Raw genomic sequence first — 25,798 nt, forward strand, 5'->3', positions numbered from 1 at the left:
ACGTGATGCATACTATTCTTCTGTGCGGCGGCTCCGGCCAGCGGCTGTGGCCCCTGTCCGGCAGCATCCGCTCCAAGATGTTCCTGCAGCTGCTGCCTGCACCGGGCGGGGGCACAGAATCCATGATCGGGCGGGTATGCCGTCAGCTCAGTCAGGCCGGACTGGATGAATCCCTGTTGCTCGTGGCCCATCAGGAGCAGGTAGCCCTCATACAGCGGTATACCGGGAGTAAATATCCGGTGATCGGTGAGCCTTGCAAGCGCGGCACCTTCACTGCTGCCGCGTTCGGCGCGCTGCACTTGCTTGCCACCGGAAAGGCACAGCCGGAGGACATCATCTGTATCGCTCCGGCCGACATGTATGCGGATGATGATTTCTTCCGCCAGTTCCATCAATTCGAGGCACTTCTGGCCGATTCTGGGGCCGAACTCCTCCTGCTTGGAACGAGGCCTTCCTATCCCTCAGAGCAATACGGCTATATCGTCCCGGCACAGGAGGAGGATGGCGGATATGCTCGGGTACTATCTTTTGCAGAGAAGCCGGATAAAGTTAAAGCCCTGGAGTTGATGCAGGAGAAGGCTTTATGGAATTGCGGGGTATTCGCTTCGCGGCTGAGCTTCCTGCTGGAGAATCTGGAGAGGCTGGGGCTGCCCGTGGAATTCGCAGCATTAACCGCACTGTATCCAGAGCTCCCGGTCCGCAGCTTCGACAAGGAAGTGGCAGAACGCAGCACTAAGGCTGTTGTCTTACGGCATGATGGGGAATGGTCCGACCTGGGAAGCTGGGATACACTGACGGCCCGGCTGCCATCGCAGGTTATTGGAGTAGGCGGGCTATGGGGAGAATGCGGAGACAGTCACCTTATTAACGAGCTGGAGGTGCCGCTGCATGTCATTGGGGTCTCCGGTATAGTCGCCATAGCCGGTCCCGAAGGCATCCTGATCGCAGATAAGAAGGACGCTAACACCATCAAGGATATTCTGGCGGAGAATTCAGTAACGGAGCCGAGGTATGGTGAAACGGGCTGGGGCAGCTATACCGTACTGGACCGGGAATCAGACGGCTCCCGGCTTGTCCTTACGGCAATGCTTACCCTGCTGCCGGGCCATAACATACCTGAGATGACCTGTGAGCATTGTGCCAAGTCCTGGATGATTGTGTCCGGCCACGGAGAGGTACGGGTGGATGGGTGCGCAGCTGAAGCAGCGGCAGGCGGGATCTATACCATAGCCCGGGGGCAACAGCATACGCTCAGAGCTTTCAGTGCAATGAAGCTGATCGAGGTACGGACTGGCGAAGGCGGAGACGACGGGCGGGTGTACGGCTGCTGATATGAAGCTCCAGGGCTTCTTCGCAGATCCCGCTGCCACAGGCAAAAGGAATATCGCAAACGACAGAATAGCTGGCCGTTTACGATATCCCTTATTAGTGGTGAAGGCTGTTGCCCACTATGTTAGGAGCAGGAGTGCTGCGGACGGATCACTGTATTGCGCAGATTCTAGACGGACGGCGGCAGGAACTGGAACCATTTGAAGTCAAACCGGCTGCCCGGCAGGAACAGGAAGGTAACCGTCCCGCTGCCGCTGACCGGCGGCTCCAGGGTGAATTCACGCTCAGTGTAGCTGCCGCTTCCGGCGAATTCTATCAGCTGCTTCGTTTCGCCGCCGGAACCGCTGAACAGGATCTGCAGTGTATTGTTCGCAAGCGCTGAGCGTCCGCAGATTACCACCCGTGAGCCTTCCGCTCCGCCGAAGTCCATTCCGGCAAATATAAGCGACACATTGTTGCCGATTCCCTCGACGGCATCCTCAGTTAGGGTGAAGGTATCCCCGTAGACCGCAGTGTTGGCCAGGGCATTCAGACGCTCGAACGCCTTAGGCTTACTGACAAAGTAGAAGCCCTTCAGATGAATCTTCTTGCGCAGCACGAAGGACAGAGAGGTGATACCCGTCAGCCGTCTGGGAAGCGTATAACGTTCTTCCTGATATACATTCCAGCGGGATGGCTTCTGGTAAGTCATGGTGGTGAGCCGCTCGGCACCAGGCTGCCCGGGCACGCCTTCCCATATCTCAATCGGGAATTCCTGATCATCAAGCGAGAAGATTGGCAGAATAATCTCATCAGCCCCATACTCCCCGAAGTCAATCCGTTCGAAGCAGATCCGGCTCTCCCCTTCGCGGGCAGTGGCAACACCCCGTTCATTGCCGTTGGTCAGATTCCGGCTGTGGCTGCTGCTGAACCCGGAGGAGACAAATTCATACGGATTCAGATAAGCTTGACCAAAGCCTGTCAGCCTGAATTCCATTTGTGAATAGAGCCGTATTCCGTCAGCGCCATTGGCTGTTCCGCAGCGGATATATACATCTCCGTCACCGAGAGCCGTAATGACCGCCTCATGCCCATCCGTCTCCATGGCAGCAATATTGGCATCAATCCCGGCAGCGTTCGTAAGCCGCCACTCGACATCCCGCCAGGAGGCACCCTGTGGATGAAGCTTGACGCGGACCGGAAGCGACGGCTGCTCCGGTGTCAGAACATTGCCTTCGGGACAGATAATCTCCAGCTTGCGGACCGGGATCTCTCCATCCCGGCCACTCTCCGGATATCCGGATGCCGCATCTGCCTCCAGCGGATTGTGCGCATACAGATACAGCTCATCCCCGGCAGCCGTTCCCGGTGCCGGCAGCACCGATTGCAGCGTAAGCTCGGCGGAAGCTAGTCCCCCCGAAGCTGCCCGCAGCGTAATTGTTCCAGCCTCCAGTGTACCGGCAATCACTGCCAGCAGCTTACCGCTGAACAACCGGCGGCTGACGCCTTTGTAGGAATCATAGTCCGTGCTGTCCCCGTTATCCAGACCGATCAGCCGTCCGGGGCCTTCAATACGGAGACGGACCCGGTTATTGGCATTCGCTACCGGACGCCCCTCCTGATCCAGGGTGCTGATCGTTACAAAGATAAGATCCGTACCGTCTGCCGTAATTATCTGTTTGTCGGGAGTAAGGACAATCGACGCTGCATCTCCGAAAGAGGAAATCTGATCTGTGGCAATAACCTCCCCCTGCTCATCATAAGCTACAGCCCGCAGAACACCTTCCGCATAAGGTAGCTGCCATTCTCCAAGCAGCTTATGCCCGTGAACATGATCAATCTCCACAATGCCCTGCGGGATTTCATTCATGAACAGCTCGATGCGCGGAGCATTGGAGCAGACACGCACATCAATCAGCTGACCCTGAGAGAAGTCCCAGTACGGGAAGATATGAACCATCGGATGTGTACGGTAATCCGTCCATTCCGCCTGATAAATATAATAGGAGTCTTTAGGGAAGCCTGCGGTATCCAGCTGCCCGAAATACGAATTCTTGGTGTGATACGGGGTAGGCTCCCCGATATAGTCAAAGCCGGTCCAGAGAAACTGCCCCAGCGAGAAGGCGGCATCCCGGTCTTCGGTGATGCAGACCTCCGTGCTCTTGGCTCCCCAGCTGGTAGAGCTGTTCCCGAGGGAGGAGCACTGCTGGTCATCATCGGCCAACACGGACTGGGCCAGCGGGAAATGGTAGACTCCCCGGCTCTGTACGGTCGAGCAGGTCTCGCTGCCGTAGATGATCCAGTCCGGATGCTCACGGTGATGCTGCTCATAATATTTCTCCGCATAATTGTAGCCCGCCACCTTAACGATATCGGCGCATTTCTGCGCATTCTCCCAGGGCATATAGTTCGAGCCGATGGTGACGAACGCATTGCGCCGCGGATCATGGATCAGCACCTCAGCCTGCAGCTCGCGGGTAAGCTCCTGGCCCCGGCTGTCCGCATGGGTATCATAAATCTCGTTGCCGATGCTCCACATCAGCAGGCTTGGACGGTTCCGGTCACGCCGCACCCAGCTGGCCACATCGCGCTTCCACCACTGCAGGTAGAAGCGTGCGTAATCATAAGGCGTTTTGCTGCGCTCCCACATGTCGAAGGCTTCTGATACGATCAGCAGCCCCATTTCATCGGCCAGCTCCATGAGCTCTACCGCCGGCATATTATGCGCGGTACGGATGGCGTTAACCCCCATCTCCTGCAGCAGGACGAGCTGGCGGCGCTGCGCCGCCTTGTTCACAGCAGCCCCCAGAGCGCCCAGGTCGTGATGCTGGCAGACTCCGTATATTTTGACATGACGGCCGTTGAGGAAGAGGCCCTTGTCACTGTCCAGCTCCAGGGTCCGGAAGCCGAAGCGCTCCTTCTCCGTTTCAATGACTTCACCCTCAGCCAGCAGCTCGGATTGCAGGCTATAGCAATTGGGACTGGCAATATCCCACAGCAAGGGCTGATCAACAGTCAGGCGGCTGTGGTTATGTACGGTTAATTCACCCTGTACCGTCACCTCAGTAACTAGCCCTGCAACTAAGGTTCCTGCTGCATCCAGAATGCTGTGCCGCAGCTTCAGCTTCGTTCTCTGTGCCGCAGCTTCGTCTGCGATACGCAGCTCCACATCGACATCCACCGTCCAGGTATCACCTTCCGCTGCTCTGGCTGCAATATAGATCCCGTCAGCGGCAATATGCGTCTTCGGTGTCGTCTTCAGCCAGACCGGACGGTAGATTCCAGCCCCGGAGTACCAGCGGGAATTGGGAGATTCGTGGATCACACGCATATATATTTCATTCTCTCCCTCTATCAGGTACGGGGTAATATCGAATTCAAAGGTAGAATATCCGTATTTCCACTCCCCCGCCTCCTGCCCGTTCACGTATAATGTGGAGTTCATATACACTCCTTCAAAACGCAGGGAAACGAGCTCATGGGCAGGCACTTTATCGAACTTAAGGCTGGTGCGGTACCAGCCCTCTCCGTTCTCATAGAGATTATGAGTATCATAGATCAGCCAGTCATGCGGCAGCGTAACCGGCATCCATTCCTTATCTGCGGCTACCTTGGCGAGCTCCGAATAAAGCGGTCGCTTGCTGAATTGCCACCCCTTGCTGAGTTTCCTTTTTAGACTCATTGCTGCACTTCCCCCTTAATAGTCCTACCCCTTTAATGCCCCTACCATCACGCCTTTAACAAAATACTTCTGCAGGAACGGATACAGCACCAGGATTGGGGCTGTACTCACGATAATTGCTGCATACTTCAGCGTCTCGGTCACATCCCGGCTATGGAGCAGTGTTGTGGTGCCCAGCATGCTGGCATTATCGTTCTCAAGAATGATATTTCTGACCACAAGCTGGATCGGGAACAGGCTCTGGTCCCGCAGGAAGATCATCGCGTTAAACCAACTGTTCCAGTGGCCTACGCCATAATACAGGATCAGCACAGCGACAACTGGCATAGACAGCGGAATGAAGATGCGGAACAGGATCGTGAAGTGACCTGCACCGTCCAGGAAAGCGGACTCCTCCAGCTCCCTCGGAATCGCCATGAAATAAGTGCGCATGATGATTAGGTTGAACGTACTAACTGCCGTAGGCAGAATCAGCGCCCAGAGGCTGTCGAGCAGGCCATAGGATTTCACGATCAGATAGAAAGGCACCAGTCCCCCTTGGAAAAACATGGTGAATACAATGAAAAACATGATCGGCTTTTGCAGCATGACCCCTTCCCGTGACAGGAAATAAGCGCCCAGGGAGGTAAGCGTCATGTTAATGCCAAGTCCCACCACCAGGATGAACAGTGTATTTTTGAAGCCGGTCAGAATGACTGGGTTGTTAAGCACCGCCTTGTAAGCTGCCAGCGAGAAGCCTTGCGGCCAGAGCAGAATGCCATCGAAGGAGATCAGGCGGTTCCCGTCACTTAACGAGGAGAACAAAATATACAGCATAGGATAAAGTGTCAGAATAATCATAAGCACCATAATAATCGAATTGCAAATATCAAAGATTCGTTCACCGAGCGATGCTTTAATCATAGTTGTCCCCCCTTACCAAAGACTGTTTTTACTTGCACGTTTACTGAAAGAGTTAGCGAGCAGCAGAATGGTGAAGTTGATGACGGAGTTGAACAGACCTACCGCCGCACTGTAGCTGTAGCTGAATTCCAGAATCCCTTTACGGTAAACAAAAGTGGATATGACATCAGCCGTCTCGTAAATACTGGCGCTGTATAACAGAATGATTTTCTCAAATCCGACATTCATAATATTTCCGAGTGCCAGGATCAGCATAATCATAATCGTAGGCAGAATGCCGGGCAGGGTAACGTGGCGGATCTGTTGAACCTTGGTCGCTCCGTCGATTTTTGCAGCCTCATACTGCTGCTGGTCAATGCCGGTGATGGCTGCCAGATAGATGATTGTTCCCCAGCCGATTTGCTGCCAGATCTCACTGATTATGTAGATGGGGCGGAAGGACTCGGGCTGTTGCAGAAATGAGATCCGGGTGCCGCCAAAATAGGCAATGACATCGTTAATCAAACCATCCGATAAGGTGAAGTAGCGCACAATTCCCGCCACAACTACAAGTGTAATAAAATGCGGCATGTAGGTAATAGTCTGAGTGATCCGGCGGAAAAGCGGGCTTTTCAATTCATTTAGCAGCAAGGCCAGAATGATCGGTGCCGGAAATCCGATGAGCAGATTGAAGAAGCTTAACAGAACGGTGTTCTTAATTACGCGGAAAAAGTAAATACTCGAAAAAAAAGCTTCAAAGTGCTTGAACCCCACCCATTCACTGCCCCATATTCCTTGGGAAGGCACAAATTGCTTGAAGGCAATAATCGTTCCGTAAAGCGGAACATAGTGGAACAAAACATAATACAGGATGACAGGCAGCATCATCAGATACAGCCATTTATTGCGCAGTAAGTCTTTTCCCAGTCTGGTTTTCAGCATATTTCCCTCTCCTTTGCTGCAATGTTTAACGCAGGGACTGCCCGTATCTGTTCTCTGTAGCAGCCCCTGCCGTTATAAGTTTAGTTAGCGGTTCAAATAACGTTCGTAGGCCGCTTGTTGAATTTCCAGTGCGCGCTCGATGCCCAGATCCTTCATTTGCTGAACAGCTTGATCGTATTTATCAACAGATTCGGTACCCAGGATGATCTTAATCTCCGTTTCTTTCACAAAGGCGTTGATATCGTTCATAATACTGCTCATTTCATCCGCTTCTTCGGCAGTTGGTGTTACCGGAGGAAGCAGGTGGCTCTCATGATTGGTCTGTTTCCAAATGCCGATGGATTCAGTAGTTGCCGGATATTTTGCCGGCAGGTTGTTGTCCTGCTGAATCATCGGGAAGTTGGTACCGTGAGAATATTTGGACATGACCTGATCACTGCCGAGGCCCTCCGGATTCTTAACTACAAGATCGGTATATACGGGCTTTCCGTCTTTGAGCGTGTAAGTAGTGCCTTCAACCCCATAGGTATTCAGCATTCTGCCTTCTTCGGTAAAAGCGTAATCCAGCCAGCGCATGGCAGCTTCGACATTCTTGGTGGTGGCAGAGATGGCCGCCGAGCTTGTCCCCGCATAGGCATTATCCAGCTGTCCGAACTCCGGAAGTCCACCTTTGACAGCAGACGGGTATGGAGCGGCTACGAAGTCAGCCTTCGGATCAGTTTGCTGTACGGCTGAATTATATTTCTCAATATAGTACTGCCAGCCAATCGTTGCACCGCTTACATTTGAAGTCATTTTTTTATCGACTGTAGCTGCATCAATAGAGGCGAAATCCTTGTCGATCAGCCCTTCTTTGTACCACTGGCTCATCGTAGTCAGGTAATCCTTGTAGCCCGGCTCCAGATAGCCGTACACTACTTTTCCATCATTGACATAGAAGTTCCCCATCACGCCGAAGGCTCCGGCGAATCCGCCTGTCCGTTCACCCAAAAACATCGTGCGAAAGGTTACAGGGGAGGCAGCATTCTTTTTCTCTTTAAAAGCAGTCAATACGGTGTGCCACTCTTCAATCGTTTCCGGGATGCTGAGATTCAGCTCTTTCAGCCAATCCTGACGGATAATCGGCCCGCCATAGACACGTCCGGCTTCCGAGCGGATGAACGGGAAGGCATAGTAGGTGCCGTCATCCGTTTTGATCATTTTGTCAATTTCCGGGTGCTCCTGGAGGGTCTTTTTCAGGTTAGGCGCGTATTGCTCAATCAGATCATTAAGCTTCAGAATATATCCCTGCTCTACAGCCTTGTCAGGACCGCCCGGATATTGCAGCCATGTATTCAGGAAGATATCCGGCAGTTCACCTGATGCCAGCAGCAGACTGAACTTCTGATCAGTCATGGGTGTTCCGCCCAGCTGTTTGATGATGATTCCTGTGCGTTTCTCGTATTCGTTATCGACCGGCAGACGTTCCGGCGTGCCTCCCAGCTGTTCGTTCATATAAGTCAGCTCTATTCCGCCCGTCATCGGATAAGTGAAATCTGCAGCGGCTTCATTTGAAGCAGGGGCGTTCCCTGCAGATGTGTTTGGAGCGCTCTCATTGTTCACATTCCTAGAACTGCTGCAGCCTGAAGCCAGCAATGTGAGACCTAACAAAACGACAACCGGTTTATGAAGCTTGTTCGTTCCAAATAATTTCATCGCTAATTCGACCTCCGTTATATGTTTAGTTAACGACTTGATGCCTCTACAATGTAAGCTGAATCTTGTATACAAACAATATTCAAAATGCGGAATCCATTGTTAAAAACGCAAAAGAGGATAGAATCAGCCTGCTTCTATCCTCCTGTAGAGAAATTGGGTATCCGGTTTGTTTATTGCAGAGTTTTGAACCTCCCAGGTGTGATGCCTTCATATTTTTTGAATACCCGGATGAACGCACTGCTGCTGGAGAAGCCCACACGGGAAGAAACCTCCTCAATGGTGACTCCTTCCTGAAGCAATTTTTTGGCCTCGGCAGTACGAACCTGACTGATGTAATCATGCAGCCCCTGACCCGTCTGTTCCTTGAACAACCGGGACACATATTGCGGAGTGATGCCGAAGTTGGCACCAATCATGGACACACTAAGATTGATATCCGCATAATGATTCTGCACATAGGCAGATACCTCGTCTCCGATTCCCGAATTTGAGACCAGTGCAAGCTTCTCCGTGGCTTTGCTGCAAGCCATTTGGATCAGCTCTGTCAGCTCATGACGAAAATCTGCGCGGGTGGAGCAGGCCAAGAGCCTTTTCATCGGACGCCATTCCTCCCATAGCTTCGAGCGCTTCGGTTCATGCGGGACAGCCTTCATAATGGAGCTGGTTAAATCAATCATGGCATATCTCACAAGCTCTATGGACGCCTGGGAACCGAAGAAGCGGGCCAGAATCTCATCTGCCATCACCGCAGCCTTCTCAAATTCACCGCTTTTGACCAGATTAATAAATACAACTTCATCATTGATTGTCAGATAATAATCCGTCTCCTGTGGTTCAATATCCCCATACCAGATTGATATATTCTCTTCCAGCACCAGCCGGTATTCCTGAGCCTCCAACGCCTGCAGATATCCCTGATGCAACCTGCCCATCCCATGAAGCAGCCCGCTGCCGGCCATCGCAATCTGCAGACCGTATTTCTGCTGAATGAAATCCAGGGTTTGGCCCAGCGCCTCTTCAATATCCTCCTTCCAGTTGCCGGAGCGGCCGGTGTTAATATTCATCACCGCCGCCAGCATACCGTCCATTTCGATGAAGCTCAGGCCGTGATTCGGACCTGTGAAATCCATAATGATATTGGACACGATGAAATTGGAAAGGCTTGGCGACGGACTGCCTTCTCCGTTGGCCTGAATGTAGAATAGAAGTACCGCAAAGTCCTCCGAATCCCACTGGAAGTGATGGACTCTCGCCGCTTCCTCCAGTGATAATCCATCTTCCACCTGCCCTTTGAGCAGCCTTGATAAGTAGTAGGTCTGTAACACACGCAGCTGCCTGAATTGCTGGCTGTTAATGTCATCCCTCTCCCGAATAGTAGCCAAGGCGCTCTCCCGGATGAAGGAGAATTCATCCAGCACCCGCTGTGTCTGCTCATCTGTGGAGGGAGAGAACATATTAACCAGCTCGCGGACAGGATTATAATTCTTGCGGGCAAAGTAGGAGATGACCACCGTCCCGATCAAAAAGCTGATAAATAGTCCCAGCAGGTTCAAATTGCGGATATGCCGCGCTTTTTCCCAAAATACGCTTGAAGGAAACACACTGATATATTTCCACTTGGTGTTATCGGAATCGATGAAGGATACCATATTCTCCGTACCGGCGATATCCTGGAACGAAGTGCCTGCTGTCTCATCCCCAGCCCGGGCGTCCGGCACAGCTAGCTGCGGAGCAGCTTCGTTATTCTGAAATAAAATCTGATTATGATCATCGGCAATGTAGACCTCGCCGTTATTCACCCAGTCCACATTCTGCAGCATGCTCTGAATCTTGCTGCCGTTCAGCGGCAGAACCAGCATCCCCTTTAGTCCATTGTCAGCAACGCTGCTGGTGAACGGCTTCATCATTACAACCTTATTCTCCCAGCGCCTAAATTTGATAAACAGCATGGGGGCCTCGCTAATGTCACTCTCACCGTTCAGCTGCGCCAGCCATTCTTCATAGGTCAAGCCGATCATCGTGCTGTTCATCGCATAAAAGGCTTCACTGTCTGTATACGTCTCATCCGTCAGCACCCTGTCCAGACTGCTAGAATACAGATAGATTCCATCAATGAAATCATTGGCGGATTTGTACTCGCTCAGTTCCTGCCGGGTTTGATAGATCTGAAAGGCCCCTGCTCCCTCAGTCTCAGGTGTAAGTGTTAAGTATTTATTCACACTGCTATGAATGGATAATTGCATCGCCAGCTTCTCAGCCTGATTAATCTCGCTGTCTACTGTATTCTGCATCTGCTTAAGCATGGCGCTGCCTGCACGTTCAATCTCATACTCAACAATCTGTTTTGTCTGCAGATAGATGATAGCGCTAACAATAAGCGGGATAAGCATGATCACAGAATAGGAGACGATCCATTTAAAGGCTATACTCTTACTGAACCTAAAGCGCTTGTAATTCATCTGCTGTGCTCCCTTACTGTTGCTTATCTGGATTCTGGATGGATCGGACTGAGAATTCTACTATATGATAGTTGAGCCCGGCGGGCAATCCGCAATATGAAACACATCGACAATTTGTAAACAGACCGCTGTAGTGCGCAATCCGGCCGAACAATCCAGTTGAACACTAAAAACCCCTTTGCCGGCAGAAGACCTGAAGGGACAGCCATTGTCCCTTGGTCTTACACCTTCAAAGAGGTTTCTCCAGTTATACAATCTGAAATACGGGCTGCTCCTGAATGTAATGCACCGGCACATCCGGGAACTGCCGGGCCAGCCGCGCCGCCAGCAGCTTCATTCCCGGCGCTTCGCTCTCGGCATGGCCGAGCATGATGAGTGCCCTGTCCTTGCCCTGCTGGACCGCATCGCGGATATACTCAGGCACCTCCCATTCGGGCCCTTCACCGGCGATGACCAGATCAAGCGACTCCTGCTCATACATCGGGATGACCGAATGGCCATTCCCCCGGTAACCGACCAGTACCCCCACTCTGGAGCAGGTGGCGGAGAGGTTCCCGGCAACGCGGACATAAGGGATATTCAACTTCTGCTTCAGATACTCTGCAACCCCGGAAACGGTCATCTCAGGAATGGAGAGGATCGACACCTCGGGCAGATGCCGCTCCACATAGGCTTCCCATTCCAGCTCCTGCAGCAGTCCTTCCACGATCCCGTCCAGCGCATAGCGGTGTATCGTGTCATGGAAGCGGTAGATGCCTACCCCGCTACTTGAAATCAGTGCAGACTTCTCCTGGTAGACGGAATCCTGCTCCAGCGCGCTACCGTGACCTTGGTGGCTATAAAATACACCTTCATGCGTGATCACCAGGTTGGCGCCAAGCCGGGCCGCCTGCTCCACTACATATTGCGAAGCGGCGAAGGCAGTCACGATTCCCTGCACTTCTGTTCCCGCAGCGTCCGGCTCAAGCTTATCCACCGTATTCACGGGCAGCTGTATCCCTGCGGCTAAATGCTCCATCACATCACTGAACGTCAGTGCCATGAGATCTTCTCCTCCTTGATGTTACCTATAACTTAATAGATGGTCCGTCCCAATGCATCTGCAACCCCACTCTTACGGTAGAAATACGTATTGATCTGGTCACGCCATTCCTTGGCATGGGCTGCCTGGCCCTTAAGGCGTTCCTCCACCTGAGTATACAGTCCGTCCGCGATGCTGCCCTTCAGTCCGCCCCATGCGTCCAGCAGCCCCTCGGCACGCTCTGCACCTTCGAAATGTGTATCGTAGATATGCTGGATTACGGTTTTGCCGGAATGCAGCACATGAGTATACGGTACATGGTGGAAGAACAGCAGCAGCTCATCCGGGCATTCCTCCAGCGAATCATAACGCGCGGCGTTGCTGCCCATGTACTGCGAGCTGTAGCCGGTACCGGTCGCCACGGTACGGTCTACCCCGATGCCCTGGTGATCGGCATAGTGGTAGGTGCCCCACATTGAATATTCATAGCCGTCCACATTCGGGCCGTAGTGATGCTCGGGATTGATCATCCAGCCTACGCCAAGCGGGGATGTATAAGACTCATAGATCTCCCAGGAATCCAGCAGAATCCGGCTGATCACTCCGGCAACCGCTGTGTCCGTGCCGAATGTCAAGGCGATCCACTCCGCCGCAATCTCCTCCGCACTCAGCTCAGGATTCCAGGCCAGCCGGCCGAAGCCGTAGAGATTCGCCTGGGACAGCAGATGGCCGGTCCAGTTCTTGTCATTGCCCACATTGGATACCGCCGCAATCCCGCTCAGGCGGTTGCCCCACAGCGATCCGTCAACGATCCGCTTAACAGGGGCCGGGCCGCCCTTGGCCTGCGTATCGAATTCCATAATCTCCTTCCACTGTGGAACGAGATAACAGACATGGCGCTGCTGTCCGGTATATTCCTGGGCGATCTGGAATTCGATCACATGGTTCGTCCGTTCCAGGGCGCCGAAGAGCGGAGATACCGGCTCTCTGACCTGGAAGTCCATCGGGCCGTTCTTAATCTGCAGAATGACGTTATCATGGAACTGGCCGTCCAGCGGCTTGAAATGGTCATAAGCCGCTCTGGCCCGATCCGTCTTGCGGTCACGCCAGTCCTGCTTGCAGTTGTATACAAAGCAGCGCCAGATCACGATGCCGCCGTAAGGCTCCAGAGCTTCCGCGAGCATATTGGCTCCGTCTGCATGGTTCCGTCCGTAAGTGAACGGGCCGGGACGGTTCTCCGAATCGGCCTTGACCACGAAGCCGCCGAAATCGGGAATAGCAGCATAGATGTCGGCTGCTCTCGACTTCCACCATTCCCGCACCCCTGCATCCAGCGGATCTGCCGTACCCACTTCCCCTTCATGCATAGGTCCGGCAAAGTTCACGCACAGGAACAGCCGGATGCCATAGATGCGGAAGATATCGGCGATTCTTGCCACATCAGGCAAATAGGTGGAGATAAACAGCGTCTCCAGCGCATGAACGTTCACGTTGTTGATCGCTATTGCGTTAATGCCGGCGGTGGACATCAGCCGCGCATAGTCTGTAATTCTGTCCATATCCTTCGTGAACTGGTTATTCTCATACAGGAAGGATCTGCCGGAATAGCCGCGCTCCACACTGCCGTCGAAATTATCCCAGTGATTGATCATCCGCAGCGAATTCACAGGATTCACTATTTCATCCAGATTCTCAATGTCCTTGCCGCTGGCAATCAGGCGCAAAAGATGGAAGACGCCGTATAACACACCTGCCTGGGAGGAAGCCCCTACAGCGATGCATTTAAGGGACTGGCTGGTTCGGATGGCGAACCCTTCTGCTCCTACAGCTTGGACGGTCTTGTCCTCGAACAAGCCCTGGATCAGCGGATGATCACCCGTGAAGGTGCCGAAGGCCACACTGAAATCTTCCGGCTGCGGCTTGGAGACAGCCTCAAGGTCCAATAGCGAGGCAATGCCTCTTGTCCATTCCTGAAGTGCAGCCTGGATGGTCTCCCCGGCTTCTGTAACGGATACTGCTCCGCACCATTTCGCATATTGCTTATATAGGGGGCCTTGTTGAAGCTTAGGATAGCTTAACCACGCATTGTATCCGCTGTCATATTGTGCAGCATACTCATTCCCGGATTGTTGTCTCATGTCCATATCTCCTCTGCATACATCTTGTATACTAGATTTCATTCAGGTTCATCCTACCACGCAGCCGCAGCCCCGGAACATTGTCAAATCACGCTAATATTTACCCAAATCAAGCAGAATCCTGTATACTAATAACAAGTGGAAACGGCTTTGCCGTCCTTTTAAAGGACGGTACTGTTTCAGCGAGAAATAGAAGGATAAGTTATCGTGTGCAACATATAAACTCTTATATTTCGGATAAAACAGGCACACAGCCTGAACATCCCTATCATGAAAACGCAAAGTATCAGGGGGCGATCCTATTGGTTGCAGCTTTTGAACCGCCGGTCCCGGGGCAAAGCCTTAGTGAAACTATCATCCCGGATGTGAAAACCACGCTCAACCTGTTCGGCATGCATCTGCGCAAGGTGAGCGGGGAATGGGATTATCCGCAGCACGCCCATCCCCAATATGAATTCAATTATGTGCTTGAAGGAGAGCAGCTGCTCACCGTCAACAACCACAGCTACCTTCAGCACGCCGGGGATCTGGTCCTCTTGAGGCCGGGCGACATCCACTCCAGCCGCAGCGGAAACGGCGGGGCCTTCACCTATTTCTGCATCCATTTCGATATTGATGACAAGCTGTTCATTTCACTTCTCAGCCGGTTGAATCATGTATTATTCACCTCAGAGAGCAATGTTGCCCACAGATTAGGACCGCTCCTCAGCAGGCTGGTGGAGATTTCCACCTCCGGCTCCGGCAGCATCACGATCTCCCAGCGCATGAGGCTGCAGTCTGCCGTCTTCGAGCTGTTCGCCCAGCTCTGGGAGGTCTTCTCCCTGGAGGCTGACAATTCCTCCCCGGGCACTTATGAGCGGATCGAGCTGGCCCACCAGATCCGCAGCCGTCTCCAGGGGCTGGTCTATCAGCAGTTCAAGCACGAGGTGCCCTATGACAGCCATTATGGCGTTGACGACATCGCCGCTGAGCTGGGGATCAGCCCCTCGCACTGCTACCGGGTCTTCCGCCAGGTATTCGGCCTCTCCCCCCGCGTCTACCTGTCGGAGCAGATGCTGCATGAAGCCAAGGTGCTGCTGGATGACCACAGCCTGAGCGTCAGCCAGATCTCCGGCTTGCTCGGCTACCGCGATATCGCCCATTTCAGCAGACAGTTCAAGCGCTGGAGCGGCCAGTCGCCGCGGGAATACCGCGAGGGCAGGAGCTAGGCAGAGCGCGGAGCCTGTACAGCTGTATATCAAGTAGAAGCGGCTTCGCCGTCCTTTTAAAGGACGGTACCGTTTCAGCGAGAAATAGAAGGATAAGTTATCGTGTGCAACATATAAGTTCTTATATTTTTAGTAAAAGCCTGCCTTCATCGTTGATGAGGGCGGGCTTTTTGCGCTATTGCGGGCGGGGCTTGCTGAAGGCCAGCCCTATTTTTTGATATACGTGGCGAAATGCTCCTGGAGGTTCTTGGAGTCGATATCCGCCCGCAGATGGTGGTGCAGCAGCTCGTCGATCCCGGCGGTGTCCCCCTGCACGATATAATCCAGCAGCTGCTGGTGCTCCTGCCGGATGGCGGCCAGCTTCTCATCCTTCAGCATGTGCAGCTTCCGGTAGCGGATATAGTGCACATTGAACTGCTGGAGCACACCCCACAGGAATTCGCGCCCGGCCAGGCCGAACATGGTGCGGTGGAACTGGTCATCAAGCTGCAGGAACACCTCTGCTCCCTCCGCCTGCTCAATACACTTCTGCTGCTGCGCAAGGTTGTCCCTCAGCTCATGCAGCCCTTTAAGCGGGATATTCCCGGCCAGCGATTTCATAATCTCCTTCTCCAGCACATTGCGCAGGTAGATAATCTGTTCCACGGACTCCAGGTCTATGAAGGATACGAGATTGCCTTTTTTGGGATAAATATCGACGTATTGCTCCAGGGACAGCTGCTTCAGCACATCACGGATCGGCGTCCGCGACAGCTGGAAGCGCTCGGACAGAGCCGTCTCACTGATCATCGCCCCCGGCTTCAGCTCAAGGGAGAGAATCTCCTGCTTGAGGTAGGCCATTATTTCTTTTTTGGAAGTCATGGGATAGACCAACTTTCTGTTCGGGATTGTTCTTCCCCCCATTATATAGAAAAGGGATATGAATTTCATTGACAAAGATGAACGCATATTCTATGATCATTACGAATCCTATCTTGTATACAAGATCATGTCACATGTAACGCTGGTTCTGTAAGGTCAATTGTCACAAGGCTTCGAATGGTTATCATTTGTATTTATGCTTATCTTACTTAAGGAGGAAAATGACAATGAATATGACTTGGAGATGGTACGGCGAGGGCAATGACAACATCACTCTTGACCACATCCGTCAAATCCCGGGCGTTATGGGCATCGTCTGGTCACTGCACCACAAGGTGGCCGGTGAGGTCTGGGAGATGGAAGACATCCAGAAGGTTGCCGATCAGATTACAGCCAAGGGCCTCAGCACAGCAGTTGTTGAAAGCGTCAACGTTCATGATGATATCAAAATCGGACTGCCGTCCCGCGACAAATACATTGACATCTATATCGATACGATCCGCAAGCTCGCCAAGGTTGGCGTCAAGGTCATCTGCTACAACTTCATGCCGGTGTTCGACTGGACCCGTACCGAGCTGTACAAGGAGCTGCCGGACGGCTCGAACGCCCTCTTTTATGAAAAGGCTGCCATTACTGATAATCCGCGCGAGATGGTAGACCGCATCCTGAAGGGTGCCGGACAATTCACGATGCCTGGCTGGGAGCCGGAGCGGCTGGCCAAGCTGGATGAGCTGTTCGCGGCCTATGCTGACGTTACCGAAGATAAGCTGTTCAACAACCTGAAATATTTCCTGGAGCGCATCATTCCGGTGTGTGAAGAAGTGGATATCCGCATGGCGATTCACCCGGATGATCCGGCCTGGCCGATCTTCGGACTGCCGCGCATTATCCGCAGCCGCGATACGATCCGCCGCTTCCTGGACATGGTGGACAGCCCGTATAACGGCCTGACCTTCTGCACCGGCTCTCTCGGCACCAACCCGGAGAATGATCTTCCAGCGATGATCCGCGAGTTCCACGACCGGATTTATTTTGCCCATATCCGTAATGTGAAGGTGTTCGAGAACGGCGACTTCATTGAGGTATCCCACCGGGGCCGTGATGGCAGCGTAGATGTTGCGGAGGTTGTTAAGGCGTATCATGAGAGCGGCTTCACCGGTTATGTGCGTCCCGACCATGGCAGACATCTCTGGGGCGAGGAAAAGAACTGCCGTCCGGGGTATGGCCTCTACGACAGAGCGATGGGCATCATGTATCTGCTCGGCGTATGGGACAGCCTGGAGAATGTCAAGGGGGCCAAGTAATGCTGAGTCTGAGCAGAAGCAGCATCGCGGACCGGGAAGCCTGGGAAGCCGCAGGGGTAGAGCTGCCGCAGTTCGATTTCGCAGCGGTAGCGCAGAATACGTTAGAGAAGCCGGAGTGGGTTCACTTCGGGGCGGGGAATATTTTCAGAGGCTTCGTGGCGAATGCGCACCAGAAGCTGCTGGACAGCGGCAAGGCCGATACCGGCATCATCGCCGCCGAGACCTTCGACTTCGAGATGATTGACAAGGTCTATAAGCCTTACGATAATCTGACCCTGCTGGTGCTGATGAATGCAGCCGGCGACTTCCAGAAGCGGATCGTCAGCAGCATTGTCGAAGGCATCACCGCAGATAAGACGAGGGAAGCGGACTACAGCCGCCTGACTGAGATTTTCGAGAATCCCAGTCTGCAGATGGCGAGCTTCACGATTACAGAGAAGGGATATTCCCTGACCGGTCCTGATGGGCAGTACCTTGGCATTGTGCAGAAGGACATCGCCGGCGGGCCGGAGCATCCGGTTCATGCCATGAGCATCGTGGCTTCCTTCGCCTACAAGCGTTACCTGAAGGGCCAGTACCCGATGACCTTCGTCAGCATGGACAATTGCTCGCATAACGGCGACAAGCTGAAGAACGGCATGGTTACTATCGCCAAGGAATGGGCCGCCAAAGGTCTTGTAGAGGAAGGGTTCGTGGCTTACCTGGAGGATGAGCAGAAGATCACCTTCCCGCTGTCCATGATCGACAAAATCACCCCGCGCCCGTCCGAATCCGTCCAGGCAGCATTGCTGGAACAGGGAATCGGCGGCATGGATGTGATCGTCACCTCCAAGAACACGTACACTGCTCCCTTCGTTAACGCGGAGATCAGCGAGTATCTGGTCATTGAGGATAAGTTCACGAACGGACGTCCGGCGCTTGAAGAAGCCGGTATTATCTTCACGGACCGCGACACGGTTAACAACGTGGAGACGATGAAGGTAACCACCTGCCTCAACCCGCTGCATACGGCGCTGGCGGTAACCGGCTGTCTGCTCGGCTATACGCTCATTGCCGATGAGATGAAGGACGCCACGCTTCGCAAGCTCGTGGAGACCATCGGCTACAAGGAAGGCCTGCCGGTTGTGGTTGATCCCGGCATCCTGAGTCCGAAGCAATTCCTGGACGAGGTGCTGCAGGAACGGTTCGCCAACCCGTTCATCCCTGACACTCCGCAGCGGATTGCTACGGATACTTCACAGAAGGTCGGCATTCGCTTCGGCGAGACGATCAAGTCGTATATCCTGCGCGGGGATCTCGACCCTAGGGAGTTGACCGCTATACCGCTAGCGATTGCCGCCTGGTGCCGCTATCTGCTCGGCGTGAACGATGAAGGCGCTGCGTTCACACTCAGTTCCGATCCGCTGCTGGAATCGCTGCAAGCGCGGCTTGCAGGAATTACGCTGGGCGCGGATGCTGCGAAGGCCGCTGGCGTGCGCGCGGTGCTGGAGGACCAGGCCATCTTCGGCGTGGACCTGTACGCCGCCGGACTCGGCGGGACGATCGAGGGCATGTTCACCGAGATGCTGGCTGGTCCGGGCGCGGTAAGAGCTACGCTGGAGAAGTATACAGCCTGAGTGTGGGCGGGTGTGCGCGAACATAAGTAGAAAGGCTAGGCTCTCCTTGAAAAAGGAGGGCCTAGCCTTTCTTGTATGGTGAGCGTTGTAAGGATGTCGGTGGCAGGGTGATAATGTATAAACCGGTCTGCTTAGCTGAGTGTTGCGTTTCTGCTGCACCAAATCACACTAGACTGCGGAAGTTGGCCCGCGCTGGCGGTGGAAGCGGAGGCACTCTGCTCTTCATTTACTCACTTTGCCCGCTTCCGGAGGATTCAGGGGCACTTGTGCTCCTCATTTACTTGTTTAGCCAACTTTTCAGGGATTCAGGGGCACTTGTGCCAATGTCATTAAGATAAGTTCAAAGATAAGTTTGGAATTAATAAAGAGAATCCAAAACGGTATGGGGAAACGTCCTATGCCGTTTGTTTTTGGTGTAAGGAAGGAAAAAAGCGCATAGCAAACAAAGCGGATGGAAGATCCACTTAAAAAAATGTTCATGCGAACCGAATTATGCTACTCTGTAGACGAAGCTAATGGCGGATTTGCTACGTATTCTGCGTGTATTCCTTTGCCCAGGACGGGTGAGACGAATCGGCAAAATATTTTTGCGAATCAAAGCTTCCACATCAGGCGGGGGTCCATCGCCCTTGGAGCGCAGGAAATGTCTACAGACGTGAACGGCTACCGTGAAGTTGACTTGGTAGAGGTGCCGTTTATCCTTTTGGGAAATGACTACGTGCGAGGTAATCATTTCAGCGAAGTTGTAGAGGATCATTCTTGCGAATATCTCTTGGGTAATGGACTCTTGCTTTTTTGCGTGAAAATGGGTCAAACCAATGGTGTATTTCAAAGCCCGGAAAGAGGTCTCAATGCCCCATCGCAGATGATACAGATCCCGGAGTTCATCCGGTGAGAATTCAGCAGTAGACAGATTGGTAATGACGGTTTCATAATCGCCACTGGGCAGGAGGAAACGAACCACCCGAAAGGAAATGGGGTAAAACAAGTTCTCTTGCATGTCCAGAAAATCAAAGCTAGAGGTAGCCGGAAGAACTTTATAGATTTCGGGGCGATTCCTGAACTCTTTTGTTTGTTTTTTAGTCAGCGTCAGGTGAATCTCCTGATCAAACGCTCCGTCCAAGGTCAAGTGCAAACCCGAAAGAATACCATTCGAATGCAAATCCTTGACGCGTATGACGTAATTCCATCCTTTCCGTTCCAGATGTGCGAACGTATTATAGCTTTCAAATCCTCGATCCCCCGTCACAAGGACGTTACCCTGAATGGGGGAGCGATCCACCATTGTGGCCAGTGCCCTTCCTTCGTTGCGGAACTTTCGAGGTTGAACAATGGCATCCACATAAAGCCGGTTACAGAGGTCATAAGCAGCGTTCAAGTGCAGAAGGTTAAAGCCTTTCGAGTGGGGCTGACTTTGAGAATAGGTCAACGGGTCCGCAGGATCTGTTGCAATATGCAGATCGGAACCGTCAATGGCCAATAATCGATAGCCTCGATAATCCTTGAATTCCGTATGGGACGCGGTAAAGGTGTGAAACAAAGATTCGACCGCAGACGGCAAAATTTTATTTCTTTGCTGAACAAAAGCAGAAGAAGTTGCGGTGTTAACGTCATAGCCCTGCGATTCCAACAGTTCCTTATAGAGGCTATTGCCGCCCATAAAGATCAGGGTTTGCATAACCGTTTCAAAGGGTAGTTTTTTCGTTCGGGTAAAATCCTTTCCCGGGTTTCTGACGTAAGGCGCGGGGGCAGCCGCCATCTCTCGGATAAGAGAAGTCAGTCTGTCTTTCAGCGAATTTGCATAAGCATTCATTGGCGTAACCTCCTCGTTTTTTCAAGGGGCTTCGCCACACGTTTTCTACGGATTGTCAAGATTTTTTTTGTGCAAAAAAAGAGCAGGCTATCTTTTCGATAACCTGCCTTTTTCTTGTTTTGGCTCTATATCTTAACTTAATGACATTGGCACTTGTGCTCCTCATTTGCTAGATTAGCCAACTTTTCCGGGATTCAGGGGCACTTGTGCTCTTCATTTGCTAGATTAGCCAACTTTCCAGGGATTCAGGGGCACTTGTGCTCTTCATTCGCTCAATTGGCGCGCATCTGAGTAATCAAAGCGATTTATCCCTCTCATTTCCTCCTCACGCTCACTTTTGGCGAATTAAAAGGGGTTTTTCCTTTTCAGTTATGCTAGTTTCCCCTTCAGCCTTAGCCTCATGGGAGCATTATTTTCGAAGCTACAGCTATAGGCCGCCCTACTCCTGCTCCAGATACTCGAAGTAATCAAAATCCGCCGGATGCAGCGTGCCGCTGAGGTCCTGGGCGCATATACCGATGAAAGTTCCGGTAAAACGGATATAGGCCGGGAAGTCATCGGACAGATGATAGATTTCCAGGGCCGGGCCGATCTGCTCCCAAGTGGATTCGCTAACCTTGTAATAGAACTGGGCGAACTCGCCGTCGATGATGACCTTAAGCGACACGCTTACTCCGGCAGGCAACAGAATCTCAGGTGTCAGGGTGTCTTCATAGACCCCGTCCTTGGAGCGGATGAGTCCCAGGGTTCGACCAAGGACTTCATCGTGCGTGATCCGCAGATAGAGGTAATCCTTCGTGTCGTAATAGACGATCAGGCCGGCCATCTGCTGGAAATGCTCCGGCTCAAAGTCGACCGAGGTCTCGGCGCTGCAGCGGAAGGCCTGCTGACGCATGGCGACCAAGCTCTGGCGGTGCATGGAGCTCATCGACTCCCTGCCCTTCAGGCGCAGATAGCCGGGACGCTCCTGAAGCGAGAGCCAGGATTCATCCGCAGGCACCCGCAGGGTGCTCCAGCGGACATCCAGCTGCGGAGCCTCGAAGTCGTCACGCGGAGCCGCTGGCGCAAAAGGATGCGCCGGAAGATCCGGGCCCTCCACCGTCAGCGCCGGGGTATTGCCGCCCCCGGACAAGGCCAGCCAGCCGTCTGCTGTAAATTCAACCTGCTGAATCGCCGTCTCCCGGCCGAGGTTGCAGTAGTTGTCCTTCACAGGACGGCCGCACAGATGGACCATGTACCATTCGCCGGTCTGCGTCTCGACCAGGCTGGCATGGCCTGCTTTTTGCAGCGCAAGCTCGGGGTGGCCGGCAGAGGTCAGCAGCGGATTAACCGGAGCGGTCTCGTAAGGACCTTCAATCTGCTTAGCGCGGGCTACAGTCACCGCATGGTTATACTGCGTACCGCCCTCTGCGGTAATCAGATAATACCAGCCGTCCTTGCGGTACAGATGCGGGCCTTCGGTTAGGGCCAGCTCCGTTCCCTTATAGATCGGAGTAACCGGTCCGACCAGGCGCTGCTCTTCCACCGAATATTCCTGGAGCACAATACCGGCGAAGCTGTTGCGGCCAGTGCGGTGATCCCACAGCATATTGACCAGCCATTTGCGCCCGTCTTCATCATGGAACAGCGAAGGGTCGAAGCCGCTGCTGTTCAGGTACACAGGCTCTGACCAGGGGCCTTCGATATTCTCCGCAGTCACCAGATAGTTAGGTGTATCCTTGAAGGCACCCTGGCGGCTTTTGACATCGGTATAGATTAGATAAAAGAGTCCATTATCGTACGTGAGGCAGGGCGCCCATATTCCGCCGGAATCGGGGTCCCCTTCCATATTGAGCTGCGAGCTGCGGGTCAGCGCATACGTAAGCGGCCGCCAGTTCACCAGATCGCGCGAATGATGAATCCGCACGCCGGGGAACCATTCAAAGGTTGAAGTAGCAATGTAGTAGTCATCTCCAGCCCGGCAGATCGACGGGTCCGGATGAAATCCGCGCAGAATCGGATTATGAATCAGATTTCGGCTCATAGTTTCTCCTCCAATGCTTGCCGTCCTGCTTCCAGTAAGGCAATGATTTTGTCAGTGTCGTAAATGCAGCCCTTCCAGGTTCCGCCGCTGGCCGCCTGCAAAGCAGCCCACAGCCGGGTGTCCTCCGGCAGACCCGGGTCTACCGCCAGGCCCGGATGCGGCGTCCGCGAAGCCAGAATCAGCGTCCCCGCTTCCTTGGTCAGCGGCTCATCTCCCTCACCGACCAGATTCACGCTTCCTTCAAGAGTCACCGTATCAATCCGCACTTCCACCCAGTCATTATCGCGCAGCTTGCCGAGCGGGCCGCCAGCCAGCGCTTCAGGGCCCATGTGGCCGATGCAGGCGCCGGTGGATACGCCGGAAAAGCGGGCATCCGTGATCAGCGTGACATATTTGCCGTAAGGCAGATGCTTGAGCGCCGAGGTGAGCTGATAAGTCTCCTCCATCCCCGTTCCACTCGGTCCGCGGCCGATAACGGCCAGAATATCCCCGGCATGAACCATACCCAGCTTGATACTGCGGATGGCGGCTCTCTCTGTGGTGAACACCTTCACTCGTCCGGTATGGCGATAGACACCCTCGCTGTCCAGAACGGCAGGATCGATCGCGGCCGATTTGATGACTGCGCCTTCCGGGCAGAGATTCCCGACCGGGAACGTCATGGTGGACGCCATGCCCTGGCGCTTGGCCTCTTCCGGGCTCATGATTACAGAATCCGGGTCTACGCCGTCCGCTTTCAGCAGCCGCTGGCGCAGCTCCGTCCGGCGCTCTGAGCTCTCCCACCAATCCAGATTCTCGCCCAGTGTCCGCCCGGTCACCGTCAGCACGGACTCGTCAATCAGTCCCAGCTTGCGCAGATGGAGCATCACCTCAGGAACGCCCCCTGCCAGGAACACCCGGATGGTCGGATGCGGTACCGGACCATTCGGCAGTACGCTGACGAGGCGCGGAACCATCCGGTTCACCCGGTTCCAGTCCTCGACGGTCGGAACCTTCAGCCCGGCGGCATGAGCGATGGCCGGCAGATGCAGCAGCAGATTCGTGGAGCCGCCGAAGGCAGCGTGCAGCACCATCGCATTCTGGATCGACTGATCTGTCAGAATGTCGCTCATGACGATTCCGTTCTGATCCAGATGCTGAAGGGCCCGGGCCGACTGGCGGCCGATGTTCTTCCAGATCGGCTGCCCCGATGGGGACAGGGCCGAGTGCGGCAGCGCCATGCCCAGCGCCTCTGCGATCACCTGTGCGGTTGCGGCGGTGCCGAGGAATTGACAGCCGCCGCCCGGCGTCGCGCAGGCCCGGCAGCCGAGATCCGCCGCTTCTTCGAGGGACAACTCTCCGTTGCTGTACCGTGCCCCGATGCTCTGTACCTTACCTGCGTCTTCCCCCTCCACCGGCGGAAGGGTTACGCCGCCGGGGACGATAACTCCGGGCAGCTTATGCATACCGGCAAGAGCCAGCAGCATGGCGGGCAGGCCTTTGTCGCAGGTAGCTACGCCAAGCACACCCTTGCGGGTAGGGAGTGAACGAATCAGCCGCCGCAGCACGATGGCCGCATCATTGCGGTAAGGCAGGGAATCGAACATGCCTGTGGTTCCCTGGGAACGGCCGTCACAGGGATCGCTGACATAACCGGCGAACGGAATCCCCTCATTCGCGGTAAGCTCCTCCGCAATCTCTTCCATCATCACGCCGATCTCCCAGTGTCCGGTATGGTATCCGAGCGCCAGCGGAGTGCCGTCCTCACGCCGGATGCCGCCCATCGTTCCGAGAATCAGGTACTGGGGCCGGTTCAGCAGCAAAGGATTCCAGCCCATCCCGGCATTCTGTGTCATGCCAAAAATCTCTCCGCTCGGCGCATTCCGCAGCACCTCCCCGGTGATCGGCAGCTGGCCTGCCGGACCTTCCGCAGCGGTATGTACCGGAACAGCTTCGATGATGTCTTCCTTCATAATCTCTTGTACGGTCAATTTCATATGAATCCCTTCTCTCCCTCAGAATGAATGTGCCCGGATGTCTATGACAACGAGAGCTTCGCCGCAAGCAGGGTTACCTCCCGGACCGCAGCTTCCTGCTTCGCGGTGAAGGCATGCTGAAGCATCGAAGTACTGACAGCGGCAACAGCCTTGCCTGAGGCATCCAGTACCGGTGCAGCGGCGCAGCTGATGCCTTGGATAATCTCTTCGCGGTCCATGGCATAGCCAGTTCTGCGAATATCGGCCAAGGCCGCTGTGAATTCAGCCCAATCCGTCAGCGTATGTGAGGTGACTGCGGATAAGCTTTTGCCGGAATATCGCCGTTCCAGTTCTCCCTCCGGCAGCAGCGCCAGCATCATCTTGCCCATCGCCGTCGCATGTGCCGGAAACCGCATCCCGGGGCTGGACTCCAGCCTTACCAGGGATTGCCCCTCCTGCTTGGCCAGATAAATAATCTCATCGCGGTCCAGCACCGACAGCTGAAAGGTCTCCCCCACCGCCCCGACACTCTGCACCGACTCTGCCAGAAACCGCTCTACCAGATTCATATTCTGCTTAAGCGAATCATTATAGACGGTATTATAATAGGAGATCCCGGCGCCAAGCACATACCTCTCGCCCGCATCCTTCACCACCCACCCCAGAGTCTCCATTGTGCGCAGCAGCGAGAACATCGAGCTTTTGTTAATGCCGGTCTCCTCGCAGAGATCTGTCATTTTGAGCGCTCCGGTCTGTCTTGAGATGGCCTTAAGAATCAGATCAGCCCGTTCCAATGCCGGAACCCAGTACTTCTGGTCCACACCTTCATTCCCCTCTCATAAATCCATTGATTAAGCCTTCCAAGTTCACTATAATAATCATATGTTT

16 protein-coding genes are annotated in these 25,798 nt (G+C 53.9%); 4 read left to right on the forward strand and 12 right to left on the reverse strand.

Annotated features, from left to right (window positions below):
* The first annotated feature begins 5 nt into the window (after positions 1 to 5).
* A complete protein-coding gene (locus NYE26_RS20510; protein WP_339257557.1) occupies positions 6 to 1,331 on the forward strand; it encodes a sugar phosphate nucleotidyltransferase in 1,326 nt (441 codons plus the stop codon).
* A gap of 167 nt (positions 1,332 to 1,498) precedes the next feature.
* On the opposite strand, the gene NYE26_RS20515 is transcribed toward NYE26_RS20510, so the two are convergent.
* From NYE26_RS20515 to NYE26_RS20545, 7 genes are all read right to left on the reverse strand, one after another.
* Positions 1,499 to 4,990, reverse strand: a complete 3,492-nt coding sequence (locus NYE26_RS20515; protein ID WP_339249687.1) for a sugar-binding domain-containing protein — start codon at positions 4,988 to 4,990, stop codon at positions 1,499 to 1,501.
* Positions 4,991 to 5,014: 24 nt separating this feature from the next.
* Positions 5,015 to 5,893: a carbohydrate ABC transporter permease gene (locus NYE26_RS20520; RefSeq protein ID WP_339249689.1), complete on the reverse strand. Its 879-nt coding sequence runs from the start codon at positions 5,891 to 5,893 to the stop codon at positions 5,015 to 5,017.
* A 12-nt stretch (positions 5,894 to 5,905) separates the two neighbouring features.
* Positions 5,906 to 6,814, reverse strand: a complete 909-nt coding sequence (locus NYE26_RS20525) for an ABC transporter permease subunit (protein ID WP_036731695.1) — start codon at positions 6,812 to 6,814, stop codon at positions 5,906 to 5,908.
* Positions 6,815 to 6,898: 84 nt separating this feature from the next.
* Positions 6,899 to 8,509, reverse strand: coding sequence for an extracellular solute-binding protein (locus NYE26_RS20530; RefSeq protein ID WP_339249692.1), 1,611 nt, complete (start codon positions 8,507 to 8,509; stop codon positions 6,899 to 6,901).
* A gap of 173 nt (positions 8,510 to 8,682) precedes the next feature.
* The gene (locus NYE26_RS20535; RefSeq protein WP_339249694.1) at positions 8,683 to 10,971 is read right to left on the reverse strand and encodes an AraC family transcriptional regulator; all 2,289 of its coding nucleotides are present in this window, start codon (positions 10,969 to 10,971) and stop codon (positions 8,683 to 8,685) included.
* A gap of 247 nt (positions 10,972 to 11,218) precedes the next feature.
* Positions 11,219 to 12,013 (reverse strand): Nif3-like dinuclear metal center hexameric protein, encoded by a 795-nt coding sequence (locus NYE26_RS20540; protein WP_339249697.1) that lies wholly within the window; start codon positions 12,011 to 12,013, stop codon positions 11,219 to 11,221.
* A gap of 32 nt (positions 12,014 to 12,045) precedes the next feature.
* Entirely contained in the window at positions 12,046 to 14,130 is a 2,085-nt protein-coding gene (locus NYE26_RS20545; RefSeq protein ID WP_339249699.1) for an alpha-glucuronidase family glycosyl hydrolase, read from the reverse strand.
* A 302-nt stretch (positions 14,131 to 14,432) separates the two neighbouring features.
* Between NYE26_RS20545 and NYE26_RS20550 the strand changes: the two genes are divergently transcribed.
* A complete protein-coding gene (locus NYE26_RS20550; RefSeq protein WP_339249701.1) occupies positions 14,433 to 15,338 on the forward strand; it encodes an AraC family transcriptional regulator in 906 nt (301 codons plus the stop codon).
* A gap of 207 nt (positions 15,339 to 15,545) precedes the next feature.
* On the opposite strand, the gene NYE26_RS20555 is transcribed toward NYE26_RS20550, so the two are convergent.
* On the reverse strand, positions 15,546 to 16,199 hold the full coding sequence (locus NYE26_RS20555; RefSeq protein WP_036731680.1) for a GntR family transcriptional regulator: 654 nt from the start codon (positions 16,197 to 16,199) through the stop codon (positions 15,546 to 15,548).
* Between the two features lie 227 nt (positions 16,200 to 16,426).
* Between NYE26_RS20555 and uxuA the strand changes: the two genes are divergently transcribed.
* Both uxuA and NYE26_RS20565 read left to right on the forward strand, forming a co-directional pair.
* On the forward strand, positions 16,427 to 17,503 hold the full coding sequence (gene uxuA, locus NYE26_RS20560; protein ID WP_339249705.1) for a mannonate dehydratase: 1,077 nt from the start codon (positions 16,427 to 16,429) through the stop codon (positions 17,501 to 17,503).
* The gene (locus tag NYE26_RS20565; RefSeq protein WP_339249707.1) at positions 17,503 to 19,119 is read left to right on the forward strand and encodes a mannitol dehydrogenase family protein; all 1,617 of its coding nucleotides are present in this window, start codon (positions 17,503 to 17,505) and stop codon (positions 19,117 to 19,119) included. Before uxuA ends, NYE26_RS20565 begins: the two co-directional genes overlap by 1 nt.
* 490 nt (positions 19,120 to 19,609) lie before the next feature.
* Here NYE26_RS20565 and NYE26_RS20570 read toward each other — a convergent pair whose 3' ends face one another.
* The 4 genes from NYE26_RS20570 to NYE26_RS20585 form a co-directional block, all read right to left on the reverse strand.
* On the reverse strand, positions 19,610 to 20,932 hold the full coding sequence (locus tag NYE26_RS20570; protein ID WP_339249709.1) for an IS4 family transposase: 1,323 nt from the start codon (positions 20,930 to 20,932) through the stop codon (positions 19,610 to 19,612).
* A 439-nt stretch (positions 20,933 to 21,371) separates the two neighbouring features.
* The gene (locus tag NYE26_RS20575) at positions 21,372 to 22,955 is read right to left on the reverse strand and encodes a glycoside hydrolase family 43 protein (RefSeq protein WP_339249711.1); all 1,584 of its coding nucleotides are present in this window, start codon (positions 22,953 to 22,955) and stop codon (positions 21,372 to 21,374) included.
* Positions 22,952 to 24,907 (reverse strand): YjhG/YagF family D-xylonate dehydratase, encoded by a 1,956-nt coding sequence (locus NYE26_RS20580; RefSeq protein ID WP_339257559.1) that lies wholly within the window; start codon positions 24,905 to 24,907, stop codon positions 22,952 to 22,954. The genes NYE26_RS20575 and NYE26_RS20580 overlap by 4 nt, the downstream gene beginning before the upstream one ends.
* Before the next feature lie 65 nt (positions 24,908 to 24,972).
* Positions 24,973 to 25,731, reverse strand: a complete 759-nt coding sequence (locus NYE26_RS20585; protein WP_339249713.1) for an IclR family transcriptional regulator — start codon at positions 25,729 to 25,731, stop codon at positions 24,973 to 24,975.
* Positions 25,732 to 25,798 lie beyond the last annotated feature (67 nt).

Source organism: Paenibacillus sp. FSL P2-0136 (genome assembly GCF_037975325.1).
GTDB classification, from domain to species: Bacteria; Bacillota; Bacilli; order Paenibacillales; family Paenibacillaceae; genus Paenibacillus_AQ; species Paenibacillus_AQ silagei.

Coding starts and splice junctions, on each gene's coding strand:
- NYE26_RS20510 (WP_339257557.1), top strand. CDS start 6: ATGCATACTATTCTTCTGTGCGGCGGCTCCGGCCAGCGGCTGTGGCCC.
- NYE26_RS20515 (WP_339249687.1), bottom strand. CDS start 4,990: ATGAGTCTAAAAAGGAAACTCAGCAAGGGGTGGCAATTCAGCAAGCGA.
- NYE26_RS20520 (WP_339249689.1), bottom strand. CDS start 5,893: ATGATTAAAGCATCGCTCGGTGAACGAATCTTTGATATTTGCAATTCG.
- NYE26_RS20525 (WP_036731695.1), bottom strand. CDS start 6,814: ATGCTGAAAACCAGACTGGGAAAAGACTTACTGCGCAATAAATGGCTG.
- NYE26_RS20530 (WP_339249692.1), bottom strand. CDS start 8,509: ATGAAATTATTTGGAACGAACAAGCTTCATAAACCGGTTGTCGTTTTG.
- NYE26_RS20535 (WP_339249694.1), bottom strand. CDS start 10,971: ATGAATTACAAGCGCTTTAGGTTCAGTAAGAGTATAGCCTTTAAATGG.
- NYE26_RS20540 (WP_339249697.1), bottom strand. CDS start 12,013: ATGGCACTGACGTTCAGTGATGTGATGGAGCATTTAGCCGCAGGGATA.
- NYE26_RS20545 (WP_339249699.1), bottom strand. CDS start 14,130: ATGAGACAACAATCCGGGAATGAGTATGCTGCACAATATGACAGCGGA.
- NYE26_RS20555 (WP_036731680.1), bottom strand. CDS start 16,199: ATGACTTCCAAAAAAGAAATAATGGCCTACCTCAAGCAGGAGATTCTC.
- uxuA (WP_339249705.1), top strand. CDS start 16,427: ATGAATATGACTTGGAGATGGTACGGCGAGGGCAATGACAACATCACT.
- NYE26_RS20565 (WP_339249707.1), top strand. CDS start 17,503: ATGCTGAGTCTGAGCAGAAGCAGCATCGCGGACCGGGAAGCCTGGGAA.
- NYE26_RS20570 (WP_339249709.1), bottom strand. CDS start 20,932: ATGAATGCTTATGCAAATTCGCTGAAAGACAGACTGACTTCTCTTATC.
- NYE26_RS20575 (WP_339249711.1), bottom strand. CDS start 22,955: ATGAGCCGAAATCTGATTCATAATCCGATTCTGCGCGGATTTCATCCG.
- NYE26_RS20580 (WP_339257559.1), bottom strand. CDS start 24,907: ATGAAGGAAGACATCATCGAAGCTGTTCCGGTACATACCGCTGCGGAA.